General features: G+C 51.2%; 18 protein-coding genes. 8 read left to right on the top strand and 10 right to left on the bottom strand.

Annotation, left to right across the window (positions count from 1 at the left end; all coding sequences use genetic code 11):
* Positions 1-197 precede the first annotated feature (197 nt).
* A complete protein-coding gene (locus AAHF05_RS10745; protein WP_129324989.1) occupies positions 198-2,579 on the top strand; it encodes a glucose/quinate/shikimate family membrane-bound PQQ-dependent dehydrogenase in 2,382 nt (793 codons plus the stop codon).
* 51 nt (positions 2,580-2,630) lie between these two features.
* On the opposite strand, the gene AAHF05_RS10740 is transcribed toward AAHF05_RS10745, so the two are convergent.
* The 6 genes from AAHF05_RS10740 to AAHF05_RS10715 form a co-directional block, all read right to left on the bottom strand.
* On the bottom strand, positions 2,631-4,322 hold the full coding sequence (locus AAHF05_RS10740; protein ID WP_028017467.1) for a methyl-accepting chemotaxis protein: 1,692 nt from the start codon (positions 4,320-4,322) through the stop codon (positions 2,631-2,633).
* A gap of 160 nt (positions 4,323-4,482) precedes the next feature.
* Positions 4,483-5,601, bottom strand: coding sequence for an S-(hydroxymethyl)glutathione dehydrogenase/class III alcohol dehydrogenase (locus AAHF05_RS10735; protein ID WP_029740540.1), 1,119 nt, complete (start codon positions 5,599-5,601; stop codon positions 4,483-4,485).
* 31 nt (positions 5,602-5,632) lie between these two features.
* A complete protein-coding gene (locus AAHF05_RS10730; RefSeq protein ID WP_028017469.1) occupies positions 5,633-5,908 on the bottom strand; it encodes a metal/formaldehyde-sensitive transcriptional repressor in 276 nt (91 codons plus the stop codon).
* A 133-nt stretch (positions 5,909-6,041) separates the two neighbouring features.
* Entirely contained in the window at positions 6,042-6,278 is a 237-nt protein-coding gene (locus AAHF05_RS10725; protein ID WP_374936463.1) for a hypothetical protein, read from the bottom strand.
* Between the two features lie 39 nt (positions 6,279-6,317).
* Positions 6,318-6,560, bottom strand: coding sequence for a hypothetical protein (locus tag AAHF05_RS10720; RefSeq protein WP_374936462.1), 243 nt, complete (start codon positions 6,558-6,560; stop codon positions 6,318-6,320).
* 24 nt (positions 6,561-6,584) lie between these two features.
* Positions 6,585-6,890 carry a hypothetical protein gene (locus AAHF05_RS10715; RefSeq protein WP_129324987.1) on the bottom strand — a complete coding sequence of 102 codons (306 nt, stop codon included), beginning with the start codon at positions 6,888-6,890 and terminating at the stop codon, positions 6,585-6,587.
* A gap of 614 nt (positions 6,891-7,504) precedes the next feature.
* On the opposite strand from AAHF05_RS10715, the gene AAHF05_RS10710 reads away from it, so the two are divergent.
* The 3 genes from AAHF05_RS10710 to AAHF05_RS10700 all read left to right on the top strand — a co-directional run bounded on the left by AAHF05_RS10710 (position 7,505) and on the right by AAHF05_RS10700 (position 9,306).
* On the top strand, positions 7,505-7,873 hold the full coding sequence (locus AAHF05_RS10710; protein ID WP_129324986.1) for an NlpC/P60 family protein: 369 nt from the start codon (positions 7,505-7,507) through the stop codon (positions 7,871-7,873).
* Positions 7,873-8,376: a YbjP/YqhG family protein gene (locus AAHF05_RS10705; RefSeq protein WP_129324985.1), complete on the top strand. Its 504-nt coding sequence runs from the start codon at positions 7,873-7,875 to the stop codon at positions 8,374-8,376. The genes AAHF05_RS10710 and AAHF05_RS10705 overlap by 1 nt, the downstream gene beginning before the upstream one ends.
* 63 nt (positions 8,377-8,439) lie before the next feature.
* Positions 8,440-9,306 (top strand): GyrI-like domain-containing protein, encoded by an 867-nt coding sequence (locus tag AAHF05_RS10700; RefSeq protein ID WP_129324984.1) that lies wholly within the window; start codon positions 8,440-8,442, stop codon positions 9,304-9,306.
* Between the two features lie 49 nt (positions 9,307-9,355).
* Here the strand turns inward: AAHF05_RS10700 and AAHF05_RS10695 are convergent, their stop codons facing one another.
* Positions 9,356-10,285 carry a LysR family transcriptional regulator gene (locus tag AAHF05_RS10695; protein WP_129324983.1) on the bottom strand — a complete coding sequence of 310 codons (930 nt, stop codon included), beginning with the start codon at positions 10,283-10,285 and terminating at the stop codon, positions 9,356-9,358.
* A gap of 89 nt (positions 10,286-10,374) precedes the next feature.
* Between AAHF05_RS10695 and AAHF05_RS10690 the strand changes: the two genes are divergently transcribed.
* From AAHF05_RS10690 to AAHF05_RS10680, 3 genes are all read left to right on the top strand, one after another.
* Positions 10,375-10,851 (top strand): GNAT family N-acetyltransferase, encoded by a 477-nt coding sequence (locus tag AAHF05_RS10690; protein WP_129324982.1) that lies wholly within the window; start codon positions 10,375-10,377, stop codon positions 10,849-10,851.
* Between the two features lie 125 nt (positions 10,852-10,976).
* Positions 10,977-11,645, top strand: a complete 669-nt coding sequence (locus AAHF05_RS10685; protein WP_129324981.1) for an epoxyqueuosine reductase QueH — start codon at positions 10,977-10,979, stop codon at positions 11,643-11,645.
* Between the two features lie 119 nt (positions 11,646-11,764).
* A complete protein-coding gene (locus AAHF05_RS10680) occupies positions 11,765-12,037 on the top strand; it encodes a YqjD family protein (protein ID WP_028017472.1) in 273 nt (90 codons plus the stop codon).
* Between the two features lie 31 nt (positions 12,038-12,068).
* On the opposite strand, the gene AAHF05_RS10675 is transcribed toward AAHF05_RS10680, so the two are convergent.
* Complete coding sequence (locus tag AAHF05_RS10675; protein ID WP_129324980.1) at positions 12,069-13,532, bottom strand: EAL domain-containing protein; 1,464 nt, start codon at positions 13,530-13,532, stop codon at positions 12,069-12,071.
* A 277-nt stretch (positions 13,533-13,809) separates the two neighbouring features.
* Between AAHF05_RS10675 and AAHF05_RS10670 the strand changes: the two genes are divergently transcribed.
* Positions 13,810-14,694 carry a MarR family transcriptional regulator gene (locus AAHF05_RS10670; RefSeq protein WP_129324979.1) on the top strand — a complete coding sequence of 295 codons (885 nt, stop codon included), beginning with the start codon at positions 13,810-13,812 and terminating at the stop codon, positions 14,692-14,694.
* Positions 14,695-14,729: 35 nt separating this feature from the next.
* Here AAHF05_RS10670 and AAHF05_RS10665 read toward each other — a convergent pair whose 3' ends face one another.
* Complete coding sequence (locus tag AAHF05_RS10665; RefSeq protein WP_129324978.1) at positions 14,730-15,905, bottom strand: HlyD family type I secretion periplasmic adaptor subunit; 1,176 nt, start codon at positions 15,903-15,905, stop codon at positions 14,730-14,732.
* Positions 15,902-18,082: a type I secretion system permease/ATPase gene (locus AAHF05_RS10660; RefSeq protein WP_129324977.1), complete on the bottom strand. Its 2,181-nt coding sequence runs from the start codon at positions 18,080-18,082 to the stop codon at positions 15,902-15,904. Before AAHF05_RS10660 ends, AAHF05_RS10665 begins: the two co-directional genes overlap by 4 nt.
* Positions 18,083-18,094: the final 12 nt, after the last annotated feature.

The following is an 18,094-nucleotide window of genomic DNA, read 5'->3' as shown; positions in this document are numbered from 1 at the left end:
TAATCAATTAATGCGAAATTATTCATTAACAATTGCGTAAAACAATTTAACAGTTTTATCATACCTGTGGATTCACCAAATGGTTCGCAAATCATTTTACAAACCCGAATTCACTCGTATTTATCATTACTCCCTCTGCAATTATTACCCAACTGGTACATTTCCGGCACGGCGGGGGGATCTAAAGGAGACAGAAAATGGCATTTGGCAGCGCGCCGCGCGGGATACCTCGTATTCTGCAGTGGCTACTTGCCGGACTGATGATGCTCATCGGTCTGGCCGTCGGCGGGTTGGGCTTTAAGCTCGCCTCCGTAGGTGGAAGTTGGTACTTCCTGATAATGGGCGTGGTGATGGTGATTGCCGCGATCCTCATTTTTACCAGTCGCACCAGTGGGATAGTGCTTTATAGCATCGCGTTTATCGCCTCGCTGTTCTGGGCGGTAAGCGATGCGGGCTGGGATTTCTGGCCGCTCTTCTCCCGCCTCTTTACGTTTGCCGTACTGGCATTCCTCTGCGCCATCGTGTGGCCTTTTCTGCGTGCAGCAAACCATAACGCACCGAACAAGGCTCCCGCTTTTGGTATCGCAGCCGTGCTTGCGGTGGCTATGCTGGTCAGCCTGGGCTGGATGTTTAAACCGCAAACTCTCGTGGCGGCTAACGAGCCCGTTCCGGTTAAACCCGTCGCACCCGGCGAGCAGCAAAAAAACTGGGAGCACTGGGGCAACACCACGCGCGGCGACCGCTTCGCCGCGCTGGATCAGATTAACAAACAGAATGTCAGTGACCTGAAAGTTGCCTGGGTTGCACACACGGGTGATATCCCGCAGAGCAATGGTTCTGGCGCGGAAGATCAAAACACGCCATTGCAGATTGGCGACACGCTCTATGTCTGTACGCCATACAGTAAAGTGCTGGCGCTGGATGTCGACTCAGGTAAAGAGAAGTGGCGCTATGATTCCAATGCCACGGCACCTAACTGGCAGCGTTGTCGTGGTCTGGGCTATTTTGAAGATCGCTCTTCAGTGACAACGTCACAGGTTGAGACACAGCCTGCCGCGTGCCCTCGCCGCCTGTTCCTGCCCACTACTGATGCCCGCCTGATTGCCATCAACGCGGATACTGGTAAGGTATGCGAAGACTTTGGCGACCATGGCACCGTTGACCTGAGCGTCGGCATGGGCGAGATCAAGCCGGGCTACTATCAGCAAACGTCTACTCCGCTGGTTGCCGGGAATGTTGTTGTCGTCGGCGGTCGCGTCGCGGATAACTACTCCACCGGCGAACCGCCGGGCGTGGTGCGCGCGTATGACGTTCACACCGGTAAACTGGCGTGGGCGTGGGATCCGGGTAACCCGAACCTGACCGGCCTGCCGCCGGAAGGCCAGACCTACACGCGCGGTACGCCGAACGTCTGGTCGGCGATGTCTTACGACGCCAAACTGAACCTGATCTACCTGCCAACCGGCAACGCCACCCCGGATTTCTGGGCAGGTGAACGTACCGCGCTGGATGATAAATACAGTTCATCTATCGTGGCGGTTGATGCAGCCACCGGTCAGGTCCGCTGGCATTTCCAGACCACCCACCACGACCTGTGGGACTTTGATCTGCCTTCCCAGCCGCTGCTGTACGACCTGCCCGACGGTAAGGGCGGTACCACGCCTGTACTGGTGCAGACCAGCAAGCAGGGTATGATCTTCATGCTCAACCGCGAAACCGGTAAGCCGGTGGCGAAGGTTGAGGAGCGTCCTGTCCCGGCGGGTAACGTCGAAGGTGAGCGCTACTCTCCAACCCAGCCGTATTCTGTTGGTATGCCGATGATTGGCAACCAGACGCTGACCGAGTCCGACATGTGGGGGGCGACGCCTGTCGACCTGCTGCTGTGCCGTATTCAGTTCAAAGAGATGCGCCATCAGGGCGTCTTCACGCCGCCAGGTCTCGACCGTTCCCTGCAGTTCCCTGGCTCGCTCGGCGGGATGAACTGGGGCAGCGTCTCCGTTGACCCGAACAACAGCCTGATGTTCGTCAACGATATGCGCCTGGGGCTGGCAAACTACATGGTACCGCGCGCTAACGTGGCGAAAAACGCCAGCGGCATCGAGATGGGTATCGTACCGATGGACGGCACGCCGTTCGGCGCCATGCGCGAACGTTTCCTGTCGCCGCTGGGCATTCCGTGCCAAAAGCCGCCGTTTGGCACCATGTCAGCCGTTGACCTGAAAACCGGCAAGCTGGTGTGGCAGGTTCCTGTCGGTACGGTGGAAGATACCGGCCCGCTGGGCATTCGTATGCATATGCCGATCCCAATTGGTATGCCGACACTGGGTGCGTCACTCTCTACTCAGTCTGGTCTGCTGTTCTTTGCCGGCACTCAGGACTTCTACCTGCGCGCGTTTGATACCGCCACCGGGAAAGAGATCTGGAAAGACCGTCTGCCGGTGGGCAGCCAGTCCGGCCCGATGACCTACGTGTCGCCGAAAACCGGCAAACAGTACATCATCATTAACGCCGGTGGTGCCCGTCAGTCACCGGATCGCGGTGATTACGTTATCGCGTATGCCTTACCCGATAAGAAGTAACAGATGAAAAAAAAGGGACCGAAAGGTCCCTTTTTTTTCTGGTGGCGTAACTCAGAACGTTTCCCAGTTATCCCCGGAAACCGTCGCCGCGGGGCGTAGCGGCGTGCTCTTCGTCACTGAGGCTGGTGTAGCCACTCGACCTGGCTTCACGCTGCTCAAACGAAACGCGCCAACTGCCTCGGTCAGACGCGCGCCCTGTTCTTCCAGAGATGCTGCGGCTGCTGAGGCTTCTTCCACCAGCGAGGCGTTCTGCTGGGTTACTTTATCCATCTCAGAAATCGCCTGACTCACCTGCACAATGCCACGACTCTGCTCATCAGACGCTGCGGCAATCTCCAGCATGATGTCAGTCACCCGTTTAACCGCCTCCACGATTTCATTCATGGTGTTGCCGGCGGCGACAACTTCACCAGAACCCTGGTCGATCAGCGAGACCGACTCGTTGATCAGGCTCTCAATCTCTTTTGCGGCATTCGCACTGCGGCTTGCCAGGGTACGTACTTCACTTGCTACCACAGCAAACCCACGCCCCTGTTCACCCGCCCGCGCCGCTTCTACCGCTGCGTTAAGCGCCAGGATATTGGTCTGGAAGGCAATGCTGTTAATCACTGCGGTAATCTCAGAGATTTTTTTCGAACTGCTGGAGATGTTACCCATGGTTTTGACCACCCCGGAGACCATCTGGCCGCCACGGCTGGCTTTACCGGAGGCATCTTCTGCCAGTTTACTGGCATGGTGAGCATTATCCGCGTTCTGTTTCACCGTTGCGGTCAGTTGTTCCATGCTTGCGGCGGTCTGCTCAATGGCAGCAGCCTGCTGTTCAGTGCGCGAAGAGAGATCGGTGTTACCGGCAGAGATTTCACTGGTTCCACGGTAGATCTCCTCCGCCCCCTGACGTACGGTACCCACGGTGTTTTCAAGCGAGTGCTGCATGGTTTGCAGATCGCGCGTCAGGCGGCCAATTTCGCTACGTCCGGCCACATCGTCCGGCATCGTCAGGTCGCCTTTGGCGATATTCTCGATACGTTTCGCCGCACGCTGCAGCGGATGGATCACCGTGCGGCGCAGCACGGTAAAGGTCAATGCCGTCAGCACTAGTGCGAGCGCGAACGCGCCGATCATAAACATCAGACCCAGCTGTGTGCGGCTGTGCGCCTGTGCCGTCAGGGCATTGGCACGGTCGGTACGGATCTTAATCGCCTTCAGCAGCACGGCGTTGTAAGCGTCGTCCAGCGGACGCGCTGTTTCGTTTTCATGGTTGATAATCGCTTCGAACATACCGTTTTTGGCGAATTTCACCATCGGCTGCATACCCGCAATATAGGCGTCATATCGTGCTTTAAGGTCAGCATCCAGCGCTTCGCCCTCTGCGGTACGCACGGCGCGATTCATATAGGCGGTGAAACTCTCCTGAGACTGCTTAATACGTGTTTCCGCATCGCTGATGTTCTGCTTCATGGCATCCATCTCCGCGATACGGCTTGCCGCACCGGCGTGGATAAGATTGATACGCGCGGTTCGCAGATGGTTTGAGCTGTTCGACAGCCCCATACGCACCTGAATTTCAGATGTGACATCCTGCTGATCGCGATCGGCCTGAAGCAGGAAATATCCCGCCAGACCTGAGCTCAAGGCAAAAAGCAGAATAATGCCACCGAGAATGGAGGAAAACAGCGGAACCAGCCTGATGTGATGCAAGAAGCTCAGCTTGCGCTGCGCCTGCATCGAAGTAGTGTTGTCCATGACCGTCGACTCTCTTATAGGTAAGATGCGTAAAAACACGCCCGTTAAATAGTCATCGGCACGGCAGAGATTTAGATTACGGCTAAAAACGCCGCACTGGTCACACTTTAGAGAAGATTATTAAAGAAATGCCAGCGGTGAAAAACCGCTGGCAGAAGAATTACTTGTCGCCGAAATGAATAACGGTGCGGATGGATTTCCCTTCGTGCATCAGATCAAACGCTTCGTTGATCTGCTCCAGTGGCAAACGATGGGTGATGAACGGGTCGAGCTGGATTTTTCCGGCCATGGCATCTTCAACCATACCCGGGAGCTGAGTACGCCCTTTCACGCCGCCAAACGCGGAACCGCGCCACACGCGACCTGTCACCAGCTGGAATGGACGAGTTTTAATCTCCTGACCCGCCCCGGCAACCCCAATAATGATGCTCTCGCCCCAGCCTTTGTGGCAGCACTCCAGCGCAGAACGCATGACGTTAACGTTGCCGATACACTCGAAGCTGAAGTCAACGCCGCCGTCGGTCAGCTCAACGATGACATCCTGAATCGGTTTTTCGTGATCTTTCGGGTTCACGAAATCGGTCGCACCCATTTCACCCGCCAGCTTGAATTTCTCCGGATTGGTGTCGACTGCGATGATACGGCCGGCCTTCGCCTGAACCGCGCCCTGAATCACCGCCAGACCAATGCCGCCGAGACCGAACACCGCCACGGTATCGCCCTCTTTGACCTTTGCCGTGTTATGCACCGCGCCGATACCGGTGGTCACGCCGCAGCCCAGCAGGCAAACTTTATCCAACGGCGCCTGCGGGTTCACCTTCGCCAGCGAGATTTCCGCGCAAACGGTGTACTCGCTGAAGGTGCTAGTGCCCATGTAGTGATAAACCGGCTCGCCGTTATAAGAGAAACGGGTGGTGCCGTCCGGCATCAGCCCTTTGCCCTGAGTGGCGCGAACCGCCTGGCAGAGGTTGGTTTTACCGGATTTACAGAACTTACACTCGCCGCACTCCGCGGTGTACAGCGGGATCACGTGATCCCCTGGTTTCAGGCTGGTCACGCCCTCGCCCACTTCTACCACAATCCCGCCCCCTTCATGACCGAGTACCGCAGGGAAAACGCCTTCCGGATCGTCACCCGACAGCGTAAACGCATCGGTATGACATACGCCGGTATGGGTTATTTTGATCAACACTTCGCCTTTCTTCGGCGGTGCCACGTCGATTTCAACGATTTTGAGCGGCTGGCCGGGGCCAAATGCGACAGCAGCGCGAGATTTCATATTGTCTTCCCTTATTGTGAGGTATGTGGGTTTATTTTAGATAAGAGCGCAGCAAATGGCCGACTTCCGCCATGCGCACGGCTCGCTGATCCGGCGTTGTTTCCCCCGTCACCAGCTCATCGTTGAGGTGAATCTCGACCATTTCGCCCATCAGGCCATTGGCAGCACCGCGCACGGCGGCGATTTGCTGCAGGATGGCTAAACAGGGATCGCCCGACTCCAGCGCGCGTTCAAGGGCATCGACCTGCCCACGAATGCGACGGACGCGGGTAAGGATACGTTTTTTGTCTTCGGGTGAATGCGGCATTTGCCCTCCTGATACTATAGGGGGGTATGGTACTATCACAAACAACTGTCTGTAAACATTACGTTTTCCATGGTTATCATGCATCAATTCTAAATTGTTAAATCTAATATTTAGCCTTCACAAAAGCTTTAGTCTATTCACATAACTTCACTCTTTCCCATTCTCTCTTAAGAATCCCCCCCACTACCTCCATTAATTCTTCTGAACCATTTAATAAGTCTGTATAAACTTCGGTTACATTAGCCAATCCACCTGAAGCTTCATCAATAACCAATCTATTTATTGAAGTCTTTAAAAAAATCATCAATCGTTTAATTTCGTGAGTTTCTTTTTCTTTAGGATTCAAACTTAGAAGTATAAGGAATTTCATTTTATCCATTCCATTGTGAGTTAATTGAGATCTCTCCAGTCAACTTGCAAATTCATCACTTGCATCCTGATAACGAGCTCTAAAATCCTCTGAGTAATTAGTGCCTTTATATATATCAGTTATTACCCGCAACTTACGCTCAGTAATCAGATAGCCTGAACGGGCATCGTAGTGATTGAACATTAACAAACAAAACTCAGCAATATTATCACGAAAATCATTAATCCATTTCTGCCTGTTAGCAGAAATAACTTGTGCATTAATTGTCTTTTGGGTTAGCATTTTTTGTATTTCACGTTCTTCTTTCTATGAGGCAAATTGAGAAGCACGCTCTCCCATCATAAACAACTGTTGCTTTGCCCTTTCAGATTTTAAGAACCGCTGCTGCTCATCTCTTTCTTTTCTTACATTTTTTGCATTTACGTGAAACGTTCTCCAAGCAATCAGTGCAGGAATGATACCGCCAAGGAAAGTAGCTCCAACCGTTAACCAGAGTTGACTGTAGTCAGTAGGCGTGTCGATAGTTATTTTAGGAAGAGACGTTAGTTTCAAAAAAAGCTGTTCAACACTGCCGGCTTCAAGAAGCTTGAATGGTACGCCTTGCCAAGACATAGATTATCCTTACGTCTGTATGATGATGAGGAACTAAGATAACATCCTAATGGGCATGATGGAATTGTGAACCAAATGAAAAAATGCTTTTGCAGGCCCAATAATTTTTCTGTCACATATTTTACATAATTCAGACTGCAACATATAAAAATTTCCTCGTCCAGCACATTCTCGCGCCTCACAACTCGCTTTCGTGCTAGTTACTTTTTCTATCTGGTTTAAGCAGATAAAGTTTTAATAGAGCGTATCTCATTTATCTAACTTGGGTTAAAGAGTTCTATCGCGAACATGTGGAAATGATAAATAATGTTTGATTTGGACTTCGTTCTTTATACCCCCACCATCAGAAGCTCTTATTTTGTCATAAAATTTAAGTTAGACTGATGACTTTCACCTTACATATGAGGGCGTAATTGTATTTACCAGGCGATGTAAACCTTCCATTTTGGATTGTGATAACAACAGATCATTTTAAGCATTTGATTAACTACACATATCAAATACAAAAACCAATAACCCGCTGAAATATATAATTTTTCAATAGCATTATTTGCCTAATCGGATTGAAACTCTCGTTGTTTAGTGACACTTTCATCTACAACAGGAGTTAACACATGGCATGGAACAAACACGCAGCGGCCCTGTATGCACGACAGAATGCCGGTACTTCCTCGCAAAAACGCTGTGGAGAATTTACGCGTAAGGCTATACGTGCAGGTGGCGTGGATATTGGCAATGCACCTAACGCAAAAGATTACGGCGGTAATATTGAACGGGCAGGTTTTCGAATTTTAGGACAAGGCGAAACATTACAGGAAGGCGATGTGGTTGTTATTCAGCCCTATGATGGCGGTAATCCTGCGGGTCACATGGCAATTTACGACGGCACTACCTGGTACTCAGATTTCAGACAAAGAGATATGTGGGGTGGTCCGGGATATCGTTCTGCGCGCCCTTCTTACAAAATTTACAGGAAAAACTGATGCGTAACGTTCTTTTGATGTGCCTGTTATTGACGGGATGTTCAGCACAGATGGATTCGCCGGAAAAACGTATCAATGATTTTTATTCGTTCTACCTCACGGCCTTCGTTACAGATACCCATGAAGATAATCTCGATTCACCAAAAATGCGTGAGTATATTGCGCGCGACACGCTCTTCCGTCTGAAGAAAATTCTTTCTCTCAATGAGCAGGAAATTATCGGTTCTGATTATTTTACCTATACACAAGACTATGCCGCGGAGTGGATCCCTGACCTGAGCGTAAGCAACGCAATAAACTCAGTGTCCGGAAAAGTTGTTAACGTCGGGCTGGGTGCAGGTAATGGGCAAAAACAGCGGTTAAACGTGTATCTGCGCAATGAAGACGGTAAATGGAAAATTTATCGCGTCACCGATACGAGCCATCATTTCGAACAGTATATTTTTGATGACAGGGCGATTGCTGCCGCACAACGATATGCGGCCAGTATAACTTCTCCATAATTAGCAAGATCGGTCAGGATCATAACTGGCCGGTCCGGCAAAGTAGGTCATCAGGAGGATGCAATGAACGATGCAATCAAAACGGTCTACCGCGAGCGCTTCACGATGGTGTGCGACTATATCGCCCACCATCTCGATGAGCCGCTCACGCTGGAGAAGCTCAGCTCGTTAGCCTGCTCTTCGCCTTATCATTTTCACCGGCAGTTTCTGGCATTCAGCGGCCAGCCGCTGTATCGCTATATCCAGTGGTTACGCCTCCGTCGTGCTTCGTGGCGACTGGCGTTTAATCCACAGGATAAGGTGATTGATATTGCGCTTGATGCCGGATTCCAGAACCCCGAATCGTTCAGCCGCGCCTTCAGAAACGCATTTGGAAAAAGCCCCCGTCAGTTTCGGCAACAGCCGGACTGGCTGAGCTGGCACCAGCGCGTACCGAAAATGACCTTTCAGGAGCAAAAAACAATGGAAATTAAGATTGTCGATTTCCCACAGACCCGAGTGGCAGTGCTGCAGCACCGTGGCAGCCCGGATAGGGTTAATGACAGCGCGGCGAAATTTATTGCCTGGCGTAAAACCTCGGGCTTATCACCCGTACACGAAAGCAGCACCTTTGGCATTGCCTGGGATGACCCGGCAACCACACCCGCAGACGCCTTTCGTTTCGATATTTGCGGCAGTATCTCTGAAGCGATACCAGAAAATGACTTCGGGGCTTCCAGTGGTGAAATCGACGGTGGTCGATACGCCGTCGGGCGTCACACAGGTTCGCTGGATAACATTTCCGCCACGGTATGGGTGATGTTTCGCGACTGGCTACCGGCCAGCGGCGAAACGCTGCGCGATGCCCCGGTATTTTTCCACTACCTCAACTTTATTCACGAGGTGCCGGAACATGCGCTGCAAACGGATATCTACCTGCCGTTAAAATGACTAAACCTCATTGACCGCTATATCGGCCGGGTAGCTGCGCTTACCCGGCCTAAACGTCCCTACCAGTCTGCGCTAGCGACTGCAGTTCCTGCTTAAGCCATCGGGTCGCACCCCGCTGCCCGCTGCGTTTATGTGAGTAAATTTTCACTTCGAACGCGTGTATCGGGAACGGTAGTGCAAAAATTCTGAGATCCGCTGTCGCAATCAGCTTTTCAGCAGCATATCGGGGGATCGCCATCAGCAGGTCGCTTTCCGCTACGATAAACGGCGCGCTGAGCATCGACGGCGTTTTGATCGCGATTTGTCGGGTATAGCCCAACTGCTCAAGCCGCACGTCCAGCACGCCCTTCTTCTCATTCCACGGGGTCACCACCAGATGCCGGGCCGCGAGATAATCCTCCAGCGTAAGCCGCGTCCGGCTTGCGTTGCTGATGACCACATACTCATCTTTAAACCAGCCGATCTCTTCCAGTTCCGGATGGCGGATATCATCCGGCGTGCTAAAGCCCAGCGCCAGATCCACCTCACCCGCCAGCAGCTCCGTCAGCGCCGGGCTGTGCGGCAGATAGCGCAATTCAAATCGTAAACCCGGCGCAGTAAGCTGCAGCTTGTGCATGAGAGCAGGAAAAATGCAAAGCGCGGTAAAATCCGTTATCGCAATCTGCAAGCTCTCTGTACTGCTGGCTGCATCAAACTCCAGCTGCGGGGTCAGCTCATGATTCAGGAACGACAGTGCGGAAGCAATCGAAGGCGCGAGCTGAGAGGCATACACACTGGGAGACATACTATGTCCTTCGCGAAAAAACAGCGGGTCATTCAGGGTGACGCGCAAACGCGACAGCGCATGGCTGAGCGCGGATGTGCTCATCGCCAACTCGTCAGCGGCCAGCCGAACGGAGCGGTGACGGTAAATCGCGTCGAAAACGGGCAGCAGGTTTAAATCAAGCCGCCTCAGTACCGGATGCATAATATTCATCATATATTGATTTCATTGCACTTAATTCTACGGACAATACTCCGTATGCTTAACGCCATCAATCAAGACGCACGCTAAAAGCAGGGAAAACAATGAGCATCACCATTCGTCAGGCACGCCCCGAAGATGCGGCGGCCATTTACGCCATGATCTATGAACTGGCAGTGTATGAAAAAGCGCCGGAAGAAGTGGTTACTACACCGGAGGAGATCCGGAAAACGCTCTTTGTCGCAGATACCAAAACCGAAGCATTGATCGCGGAGTGTGAAGGCAAGATCGCCGGCTATGCCGTGTACTTCACCAGTTATTCAACCTGGCTCGGGCGCAACGGGATTTATATGGAAGACCTGTACGTTTCTCCGGAATATCGCGGTAAAGGTGCAGGCAGAGCGCTGCTGAGACATATCGCGCAGCTCGCGGTAAAACGACAGTGCGGTCGTCTTGAGTGGAGCGTGCTGGACTGGAACCAGCCTGCTATCGACTTTTACCTGAGTATTGGCGCGCTGCCACAGTCCGAATGGATCCGCTATCGTCTTGATGGCGAAGCACTACTCAAATTTGCCGAATAGCAGCACGATTTACCCGAGAATAATCCCGCCCCGCGGGATTATTCTTATCTGCGTTGCTCCCTTCTCTACAGTTTATGAATTTATGCTACTCTTCCATAAATTTCATAAACATAATGCAGAACATCATGACGACAGTTCCTTTTATCCGCCCGCAACTTACCCTGCCAGACGGTGCCGAAAAACTGCTGCTGCACTCCTGCTGTGCCCCCTGCTCGGGTGAAGTGATGGAGGCTATTCAGGCTTCTGGCATTGAATACACGATTTTTTTCTATAACCCCAATATCCATCCGCAAAAGGAATACCTCATTCGCAAGGAGGAAAATATTCGGTTTGCGGAAAAACACGGTGTGCCGTTTGTTGATGCCGATTACGACACCGATAACTGGTTTGAGCGTGCTAAAGGCATGGAGTGGGAGCCCGAGCGCGGCGTGCGCTGCACTATGTGCTTCGATATGCGCTTCGAGCGAACGGCGCTCTATGCGGCAGAAAATGGATTCAGCGTCATCTGCAGCTCGCTGGGTATCTCCCGCTGGAAGAACATGCAGCAGATAAATGACTGCGGTCAGCGTGTGGCTGCACGCTATCCAGGTATGGTTTACTGGGACTATAACTGGCGCAAACAGGGCGGATCCTCACGCATGATAGAGATCAGCAAGCGTGAACAGTTTTACCAGCAGGAATATTGCGGATGCGTTTATTCTCTCAGGGACAGTAACCTGCATCGTAAGTCTCAGGGCCGCCCGTTGATCCGCATTGGGAAGCTCTATTACGGTCAGGATGACAATGAGAAATAACGGGTTCCCGATATAGAGATATATCCGAAAACCATCCTGTCAGGTGCCGAATTTAGCCTTTCGTCTCGCACCTCTACAAAGAGCGGCTATCCTTTAACTATCAACAAAAGGAGGCAAAAATGTCTGATTTCGGTACTGATAAAAATACCCAGTTTGCTGAAGACAAAGCAAAAAATAAACTTGATGAACTCGCAGGTTCAGCGCAGCAGCAGTTTGGTGAATTCGTTGACTCACCAAAACATCAGATAAAAGGTGCCGCGAAAAAATATGCCGCGCAGGCCAGCGATGCGGTCTCCGATGTCACCGAAGCGGTCAGAAACAACCCTCTCACCGGCCTAATCGCCGCTGGTGCTGTCGGTATTGTGCTCGGCCTGCTGCTGGGTCGAAAATAACTCAAGGCCCTTCGGGGCTTTATTTTCCTTACTAGCTAAATAACCGTACCATGCGGTCTAACTCATCTTCTTTCACAGCACGAGATAAATAATACCCCTGAAAGTTTTTGACGCCCAGGGCAGCTAATTTCTCAAACTTTTCTTCGCTATCAACTCCCTCTGCAATGCAATCCGTCCCGGTCATATCGCTATAAAGTTGTATCGCTTTAATAAGGTGATAGTCATTGTCATTTGCCACGAAATGCTCAACAATGTCCTTGTCTAGTTTGAGCCCATCAAAATGTACCTGTCGCACCGGGAACATGGTTTGATGGTTAGAGAAGCAGTCATCCAAAAATAATCGACATCCCGTACTCCGTAAATGCCGCATAGTTTCAGGGATCCTGGTGTCCTTCGTGACATCAATATCCTCCGCAAATTCAAAGACTAAATTTTCGGCCCACCGCGGTTTGAGTAGCATGTCGATAGCTTTCTTTGCCATATCAGGCAATGCATTCCCGGAAGCCAGTCGGGGTGGTATATTAACTGAAAAATAATATTTCCCGTTATATTTATTAATACCTGACACGGCAGCATGGATAACTAACGCCGTAATCTTTAGCCATATTTCATTATTTGAAATATCAGCCAAAAAACTGACTGGCTTGACGATTTTACCATTTTTATTCCAGCGAATAAGTATTTCAAAACCAACCCCTTTTTTGTTATGGTCGGTAATGATCTGGTACACAGGGAAGATCTCCCGCTTAAGCAGTGCGTTAAAAATCTCTGTTTCCTTTTTCGTAAAGTCTGTCTTTTGATTTTTTCGCTTAATACTTTCACCCACATTGAAATTGTGTGGATCGTTTACCCATTGCTTGATTAAATGTAATTTTTGAACACCTTCCTTTCGGTGAGTATATACCGTTTTATTAGACAACCCCATTGTATCGCACAATTCTTTTACGGACATACCCCGGTAGAAACTTAATAAAACATCAACCTCCCTTCGGGTTAGCCATTTAAAATTTCCTTTAGCAGAATAATCCAGAGAGTGATCCCGCAATAAACGAGAACCATCCTTAAATATATTATCATGCATGCTGATGGAGCCTATTATATCAGACACGCTGGCTATGCGAATCAGCGATAACTGACGGCTGCTATTTAAAAGGCTACCCAGGGTGCGATACAGCCAGCTGTCTGGTATATCACCATACAGAGTAACACGTTGAATAACGGGTAGCGAATTAAGTACGGATGCCAGGCGTTTCAGACTCTCAAGGAGATTGACAATACCTTTCCCGAGGAACACCACAATGTGAGCACTCTGATTTATAAGAATATTTTTTCTGTCTTGTTGCGATATCTCATCCCCAACAAAGCGAATAAGCGATGCCTCTATCCCGTATTTTTCCAGGATCAGACGATATCCCTGAAATGTGAAGCCGCAGGCTGAGATGACAAACTTTTGGTCATCGCAAGCCCCATTTCTGAGAGAAATTTTTTGGGTCATAACCTGCTCCTGGGCACCAACGCGCCATTTCCATTTGTGAATGCATAAAATGTCATGCACCTGATGTGAGTATTAATTTTACCGTACAACAACAGGGTAAGAAACAGTCCTCACCGGAACATCTTTGCGTTAATCACTTCACGCCACACAACGTGCAAATATACTTTTCTTTTCAAATAACCACGGTAAATGTTTCATTCTCAGGGTATAATGAAAATTCCGAAAAAGAAGGCTGGATACTTCATCTATCGGCTCATTCAAATACGAGAAATACGCTATGGATAATCATATCTCATCCAGGGCCTTGCTACATCGAAGGGATGTTATAAAGAACAATCCGCGATTCAGTGAGGCAATATTAGAGCACTACACCATTAATGACACCATCTACAAAAAACAACCTTTGTTCTACAAAACAATGCTGCAGGAATCACGATTTAACATTATCCTTTCCATGTGTTGTTTTATTTTTGGAAATCAGGCTGAATCTGTATCGGAAATAAAAGAGTTATGTTCTCGCTATAAAATAGCCAGCCCCAACAGCGTTATTGCAATCATTACGATACTCAGAACCACCGGGCGCATCAGCACCTGGCGCTGCACGGAAGACAGACGCAAAACGAGAATAGCGCCAACTGAAAAAGGCCTGAATGAACTAAAGCGATATATGTCCGGGGCTTTTTTGCCGGTCAGCATTCTTTATCCGGCATTTAATATTGACGTTAACCTTTTGGATAATGACGTGTTGAGAAATAATTTTTTCCGTCGCGCAGCAGAATATCTATTTCGGGGATTAACGTTCAGAAAGGTTTTGCCTGAAGTGGGATTATTCATCGATAAAGATGGCGGTCGAATGATTATGCTCTATCTATACCTGCAGGCCATAAAAAACAAATCTGCCCATGGTGCAACTATTGAGTATTCAGCAAGCACACTCGCAAAAGAATTTTTTGTTTCAAGAATTCACGTCAACCGAATCATCAAATCGGCACAAGAGGCAGGCTATCTGAAAGATCGCGGTGATGGGCGTATGTCGATATACCCGGCGTTTATCGAACTCGTTGAAAATTATGCCGGATTATATTTTGCATATGTCACGCATTACATTAACGTTGTTCCTAAAGATCGCCGCCACGGTCATCACGTGACGTCAACCGCTTAACTCAGGAGGCGTTCGGTGTTCCGAACGCCATTCGCCTATCGCTCTCGTAACGCCTCTTTCGCTTTATTCAATGGTTTCAACAGATAATCCAGAATAGTTTTACTGCCCGTTTTAATATCAACCGTGGCTATCATGCCCGGAAAGACCGGAAATTCTTTGCCTTGCTTATTGGTCAGATGGTTATTGTCGGTACGGATGTAAACGCGATAATAGTAGACGTCTCTTTTCACTTCATCCTGTAAGGTGTCCGGGGAAATCATGGTCACGTCTCCTTCCAGCCCACCGTAAATGGAGTAGTCATAGGCCGTAATTTTTACCAGCGCTTTCTGGCCTGGATGGATAAAGGCCACATCACGCGGTGAGATTTTCGCCTCAACCACCATCTGATCGTCCAGCGGAACCAGACTCATCAGTTTGCCGTTGGGGGGAATAACGCCACCAACGGTTGTAACGTCAATATCCTTAACAATCCCGCGAACCGGCGCATTGAAGGTCAGCCTTGTCAGGGAATCCTCGCGTCCCTTCATCACCGAACGCTGGGCTTCAATTTCCGCATTCGCTTTTGCCAGCTCTTCACGGGCGCGAACGTAGTATTGATTTTTCATCTCGGTGATTTTATTCTCAAGCTCATTTTTTTGACGCTCAAGACGTAATACCTCAACCTTGCTGGCCGCACCCTGGGTCACCAGTGGTCGGGTTAACGACAGCTCTCGCTGCACCAGTTCTGCCCCCTGACGCAAACCAGCCAGCCCTTTTTCCAGACTCTCGCGACGGGACTGGTAAAGCGCTGTTTCCTGCTTGACCAGCTCAACGTCGTCATCCAGTTCCTCAGGAAACGCGAGCTCCGTATCGTTCACTTCGGCCTTCAGGCGCGCAGCCGTTGCCAACGCGGCATTCAGACGAGACTCACTCTCCAGCACGCTTGACTCGGTTTTGGTCCGGTCAAGCTGCGCAAGCTGCTGACCGCGTTCAACAATGTCACCTTCGCGCACCATCAGGCTGTGAATAATGCCGCCCTCAAGAGACTGAATCACCTGCTCATGCGATGAAGGTATAACTTTGCCGTTGCCGGTAGTGACTTCATCAAGCTGGAAAAGACTCGCCCAGATGATAAACACCGCCAGCAGGGCGAACAGCGACCATGCCACCAGGGACGAACACGGTAAGCGCGGCTCCTTCAGACGACTATTGAAACGTGAGAAATCATTCATGCCGCGCCCTCCTCTGCCACCGCTGCCGGTTTCATGGTCACGGTGCGCTGAGCCGCTTTTTGCGGTGCCATACCGTGCTGATGCAGGATCGCGTCACGTGGACCGTCCATCACCACCTTACCGTTTTCCAGCACAATGATACGGTCGACCAGGTCCAGAATAGGCAAGCGGTGAGTTGCCACAACCAACGTCCGGCGTTTACCCAGCCACTTGTGAAGATGTTGAATAAACTGCTTCTCGCTCACTTCATCCAGCCAGGCGGTAGGCTCATCCAGCAGCAGGATATGCGGTGAGGTGATCAGGGCGCGCGCCAACAACAGCGCCTGGCGCTGGCCGCCCGATAGCCCCGTGCCTCCCTCGTTGATGATGGTGTTCAACCCCATTTTCTGTTTGCGCACAAACTCCAGCGCACCGCTGTTGACCAGCGCATGATGAATTTCATCGTCAGTGGCGAGCGGGTTCCCCATCAGGATGTTGTCACGCACCGAGCCAAAGAACAGGCGCGCCTGCTGGCTGAGCAACTGCATATCACGACGCACGTCGGCCGGATCAAGATGGTTCAGGGCAATATCGTCCAGCAGAATGCTCCCCTGCTGCGGCTCCTGCATACCCGCCAGAAGCTGTAACAGCGTGCTTTTACCGGAACCATTTCGCCCCAGCACCGCAACCCGTTCTCCGGCACGGATCTGCAGCTTGCTGATGTTAAGCACGGTGAGCTTCTCTTCTTCGTCGTAGTAAAACCCGACGTCCTCAAGCCTGTAGTCGCCGCGCAGGTGCGCTTTGTGCACCTTTTTGCCGTTCTGCGGATCGTCAATCGGACGCTGCATCAGGTCGTCCAGCCCCTTGCGGGCCACTTTTGCCGACTGCCAGCGCGAGAGCACGCCTGAGATCTGCGACAGCGGCGCAATTGTGCGCGATGCCAGAATCGAGGTCCCCACCAGCGCACCGGTGGTCATGTCGCCGCTGATCACCAGATAACAGCCCACCAGCAGTACCACCGCATAGACAATCGACTGCACCTCCTGCGTCCAGGTGAGCAGCAGGCCCGTCAGCCAGCGCTGCTTCATTCCGACGCTGGCGGCAACGTCGTTGGTGTTATTCCACTGGTTCTGGAAACGCTGCTCGGCGCGCATCAGCTTGATGTCTTCAATGCCCTGCACCGCTTCAACCAGCGTGGCGTTACGAATGGCGGATTCGCGCATCCCCTCACTGGAGAGTTTACCCAGCGGACGCTGCACCAGCAGACCCGGAATGAGCAGCAACGGTACGGCGAGCAGAACCACCAGCACCAGTGGACCGCCAATCATCCACAGGATGAAGACGAACAGCAGGAAAAACGGCAGATCGGAAAGTGCCGCAATGGTGGTGGAGGTGATGAGCTCGCGCACCGACTCCAGCTCGCGGATCTGGGCTATAAACGATCCGGTTGATTTAGAGCGCGCGCCGTTTTTAATCCTTAGCGCATGGGCAAAAACGCGTTCGGAGATGCGCAGATCGGCACGCTTCCCCACCACGTCAGAGATATGCACGCGCAGCATACGCATGATGAATTCAAACACGATGGCAATCATCACGCCACCAAACAGCACCCACAGCGTGGCTTCAGACTGCGACGGTACCACCCTGTCGTAGACCTGCATGGAGAAAACCATGCCGGAAAGCGCCAGCACGTTAGCGACCAGCGCCACCAGCATAATGTCGCTGTAGCGTCGCCAGTCCTTCAGCGCCAGTTGCCAGAACCAGTTTTTTTCATACGGTTTGATGTAGTCATCCACGCGGGCATCCGGCGCGGATTCAAGCGGGCGCAGCACCATTAGTCCTGTTAACCGTGACCCTAGCTCCTCACGCGTTAGCGTTGTCTCCAGACCTCCGTCACCGCTGAACTGCAGACTGACATTACCTTCACCGTCCATGCGAGCGATCACCGCGATTTGCCCGCCGGTGAATTCCGCCAGCATCGGCAAGCGCCACGGGTCAAGGGATACGGCATCTGCCGCGACCATACGCATCCCCAGCCCAAGCTGGCGTGCCATCTCCTCCAGCACCAGCTGGCGCGGAGACTGACTTTCATGATTAATGGTGACCCGAACATGCTCCGCAGAAAAATCCAGCCGATAATGCTTCGCGATGACGAACATGCCCTGCAGCCAGGGTTCGTACTGTGGATGTGTCTTCATAATGCTACGTCC

This window comes from Enterobacter adelaidei (assembly GCF_041937165.1).
In the GTDB taxonomy this organism is placed as follows: domain Bacteria; phylum Pseudomonadota; class Gammaproteobacteria; order Enterobacterales; family Enterobacteriaceae; genus Enterobacter; species Enterobacter adelaidei.
This window is presented reverse-complemented; position numbering and strand designations above follow the sequence as displayed.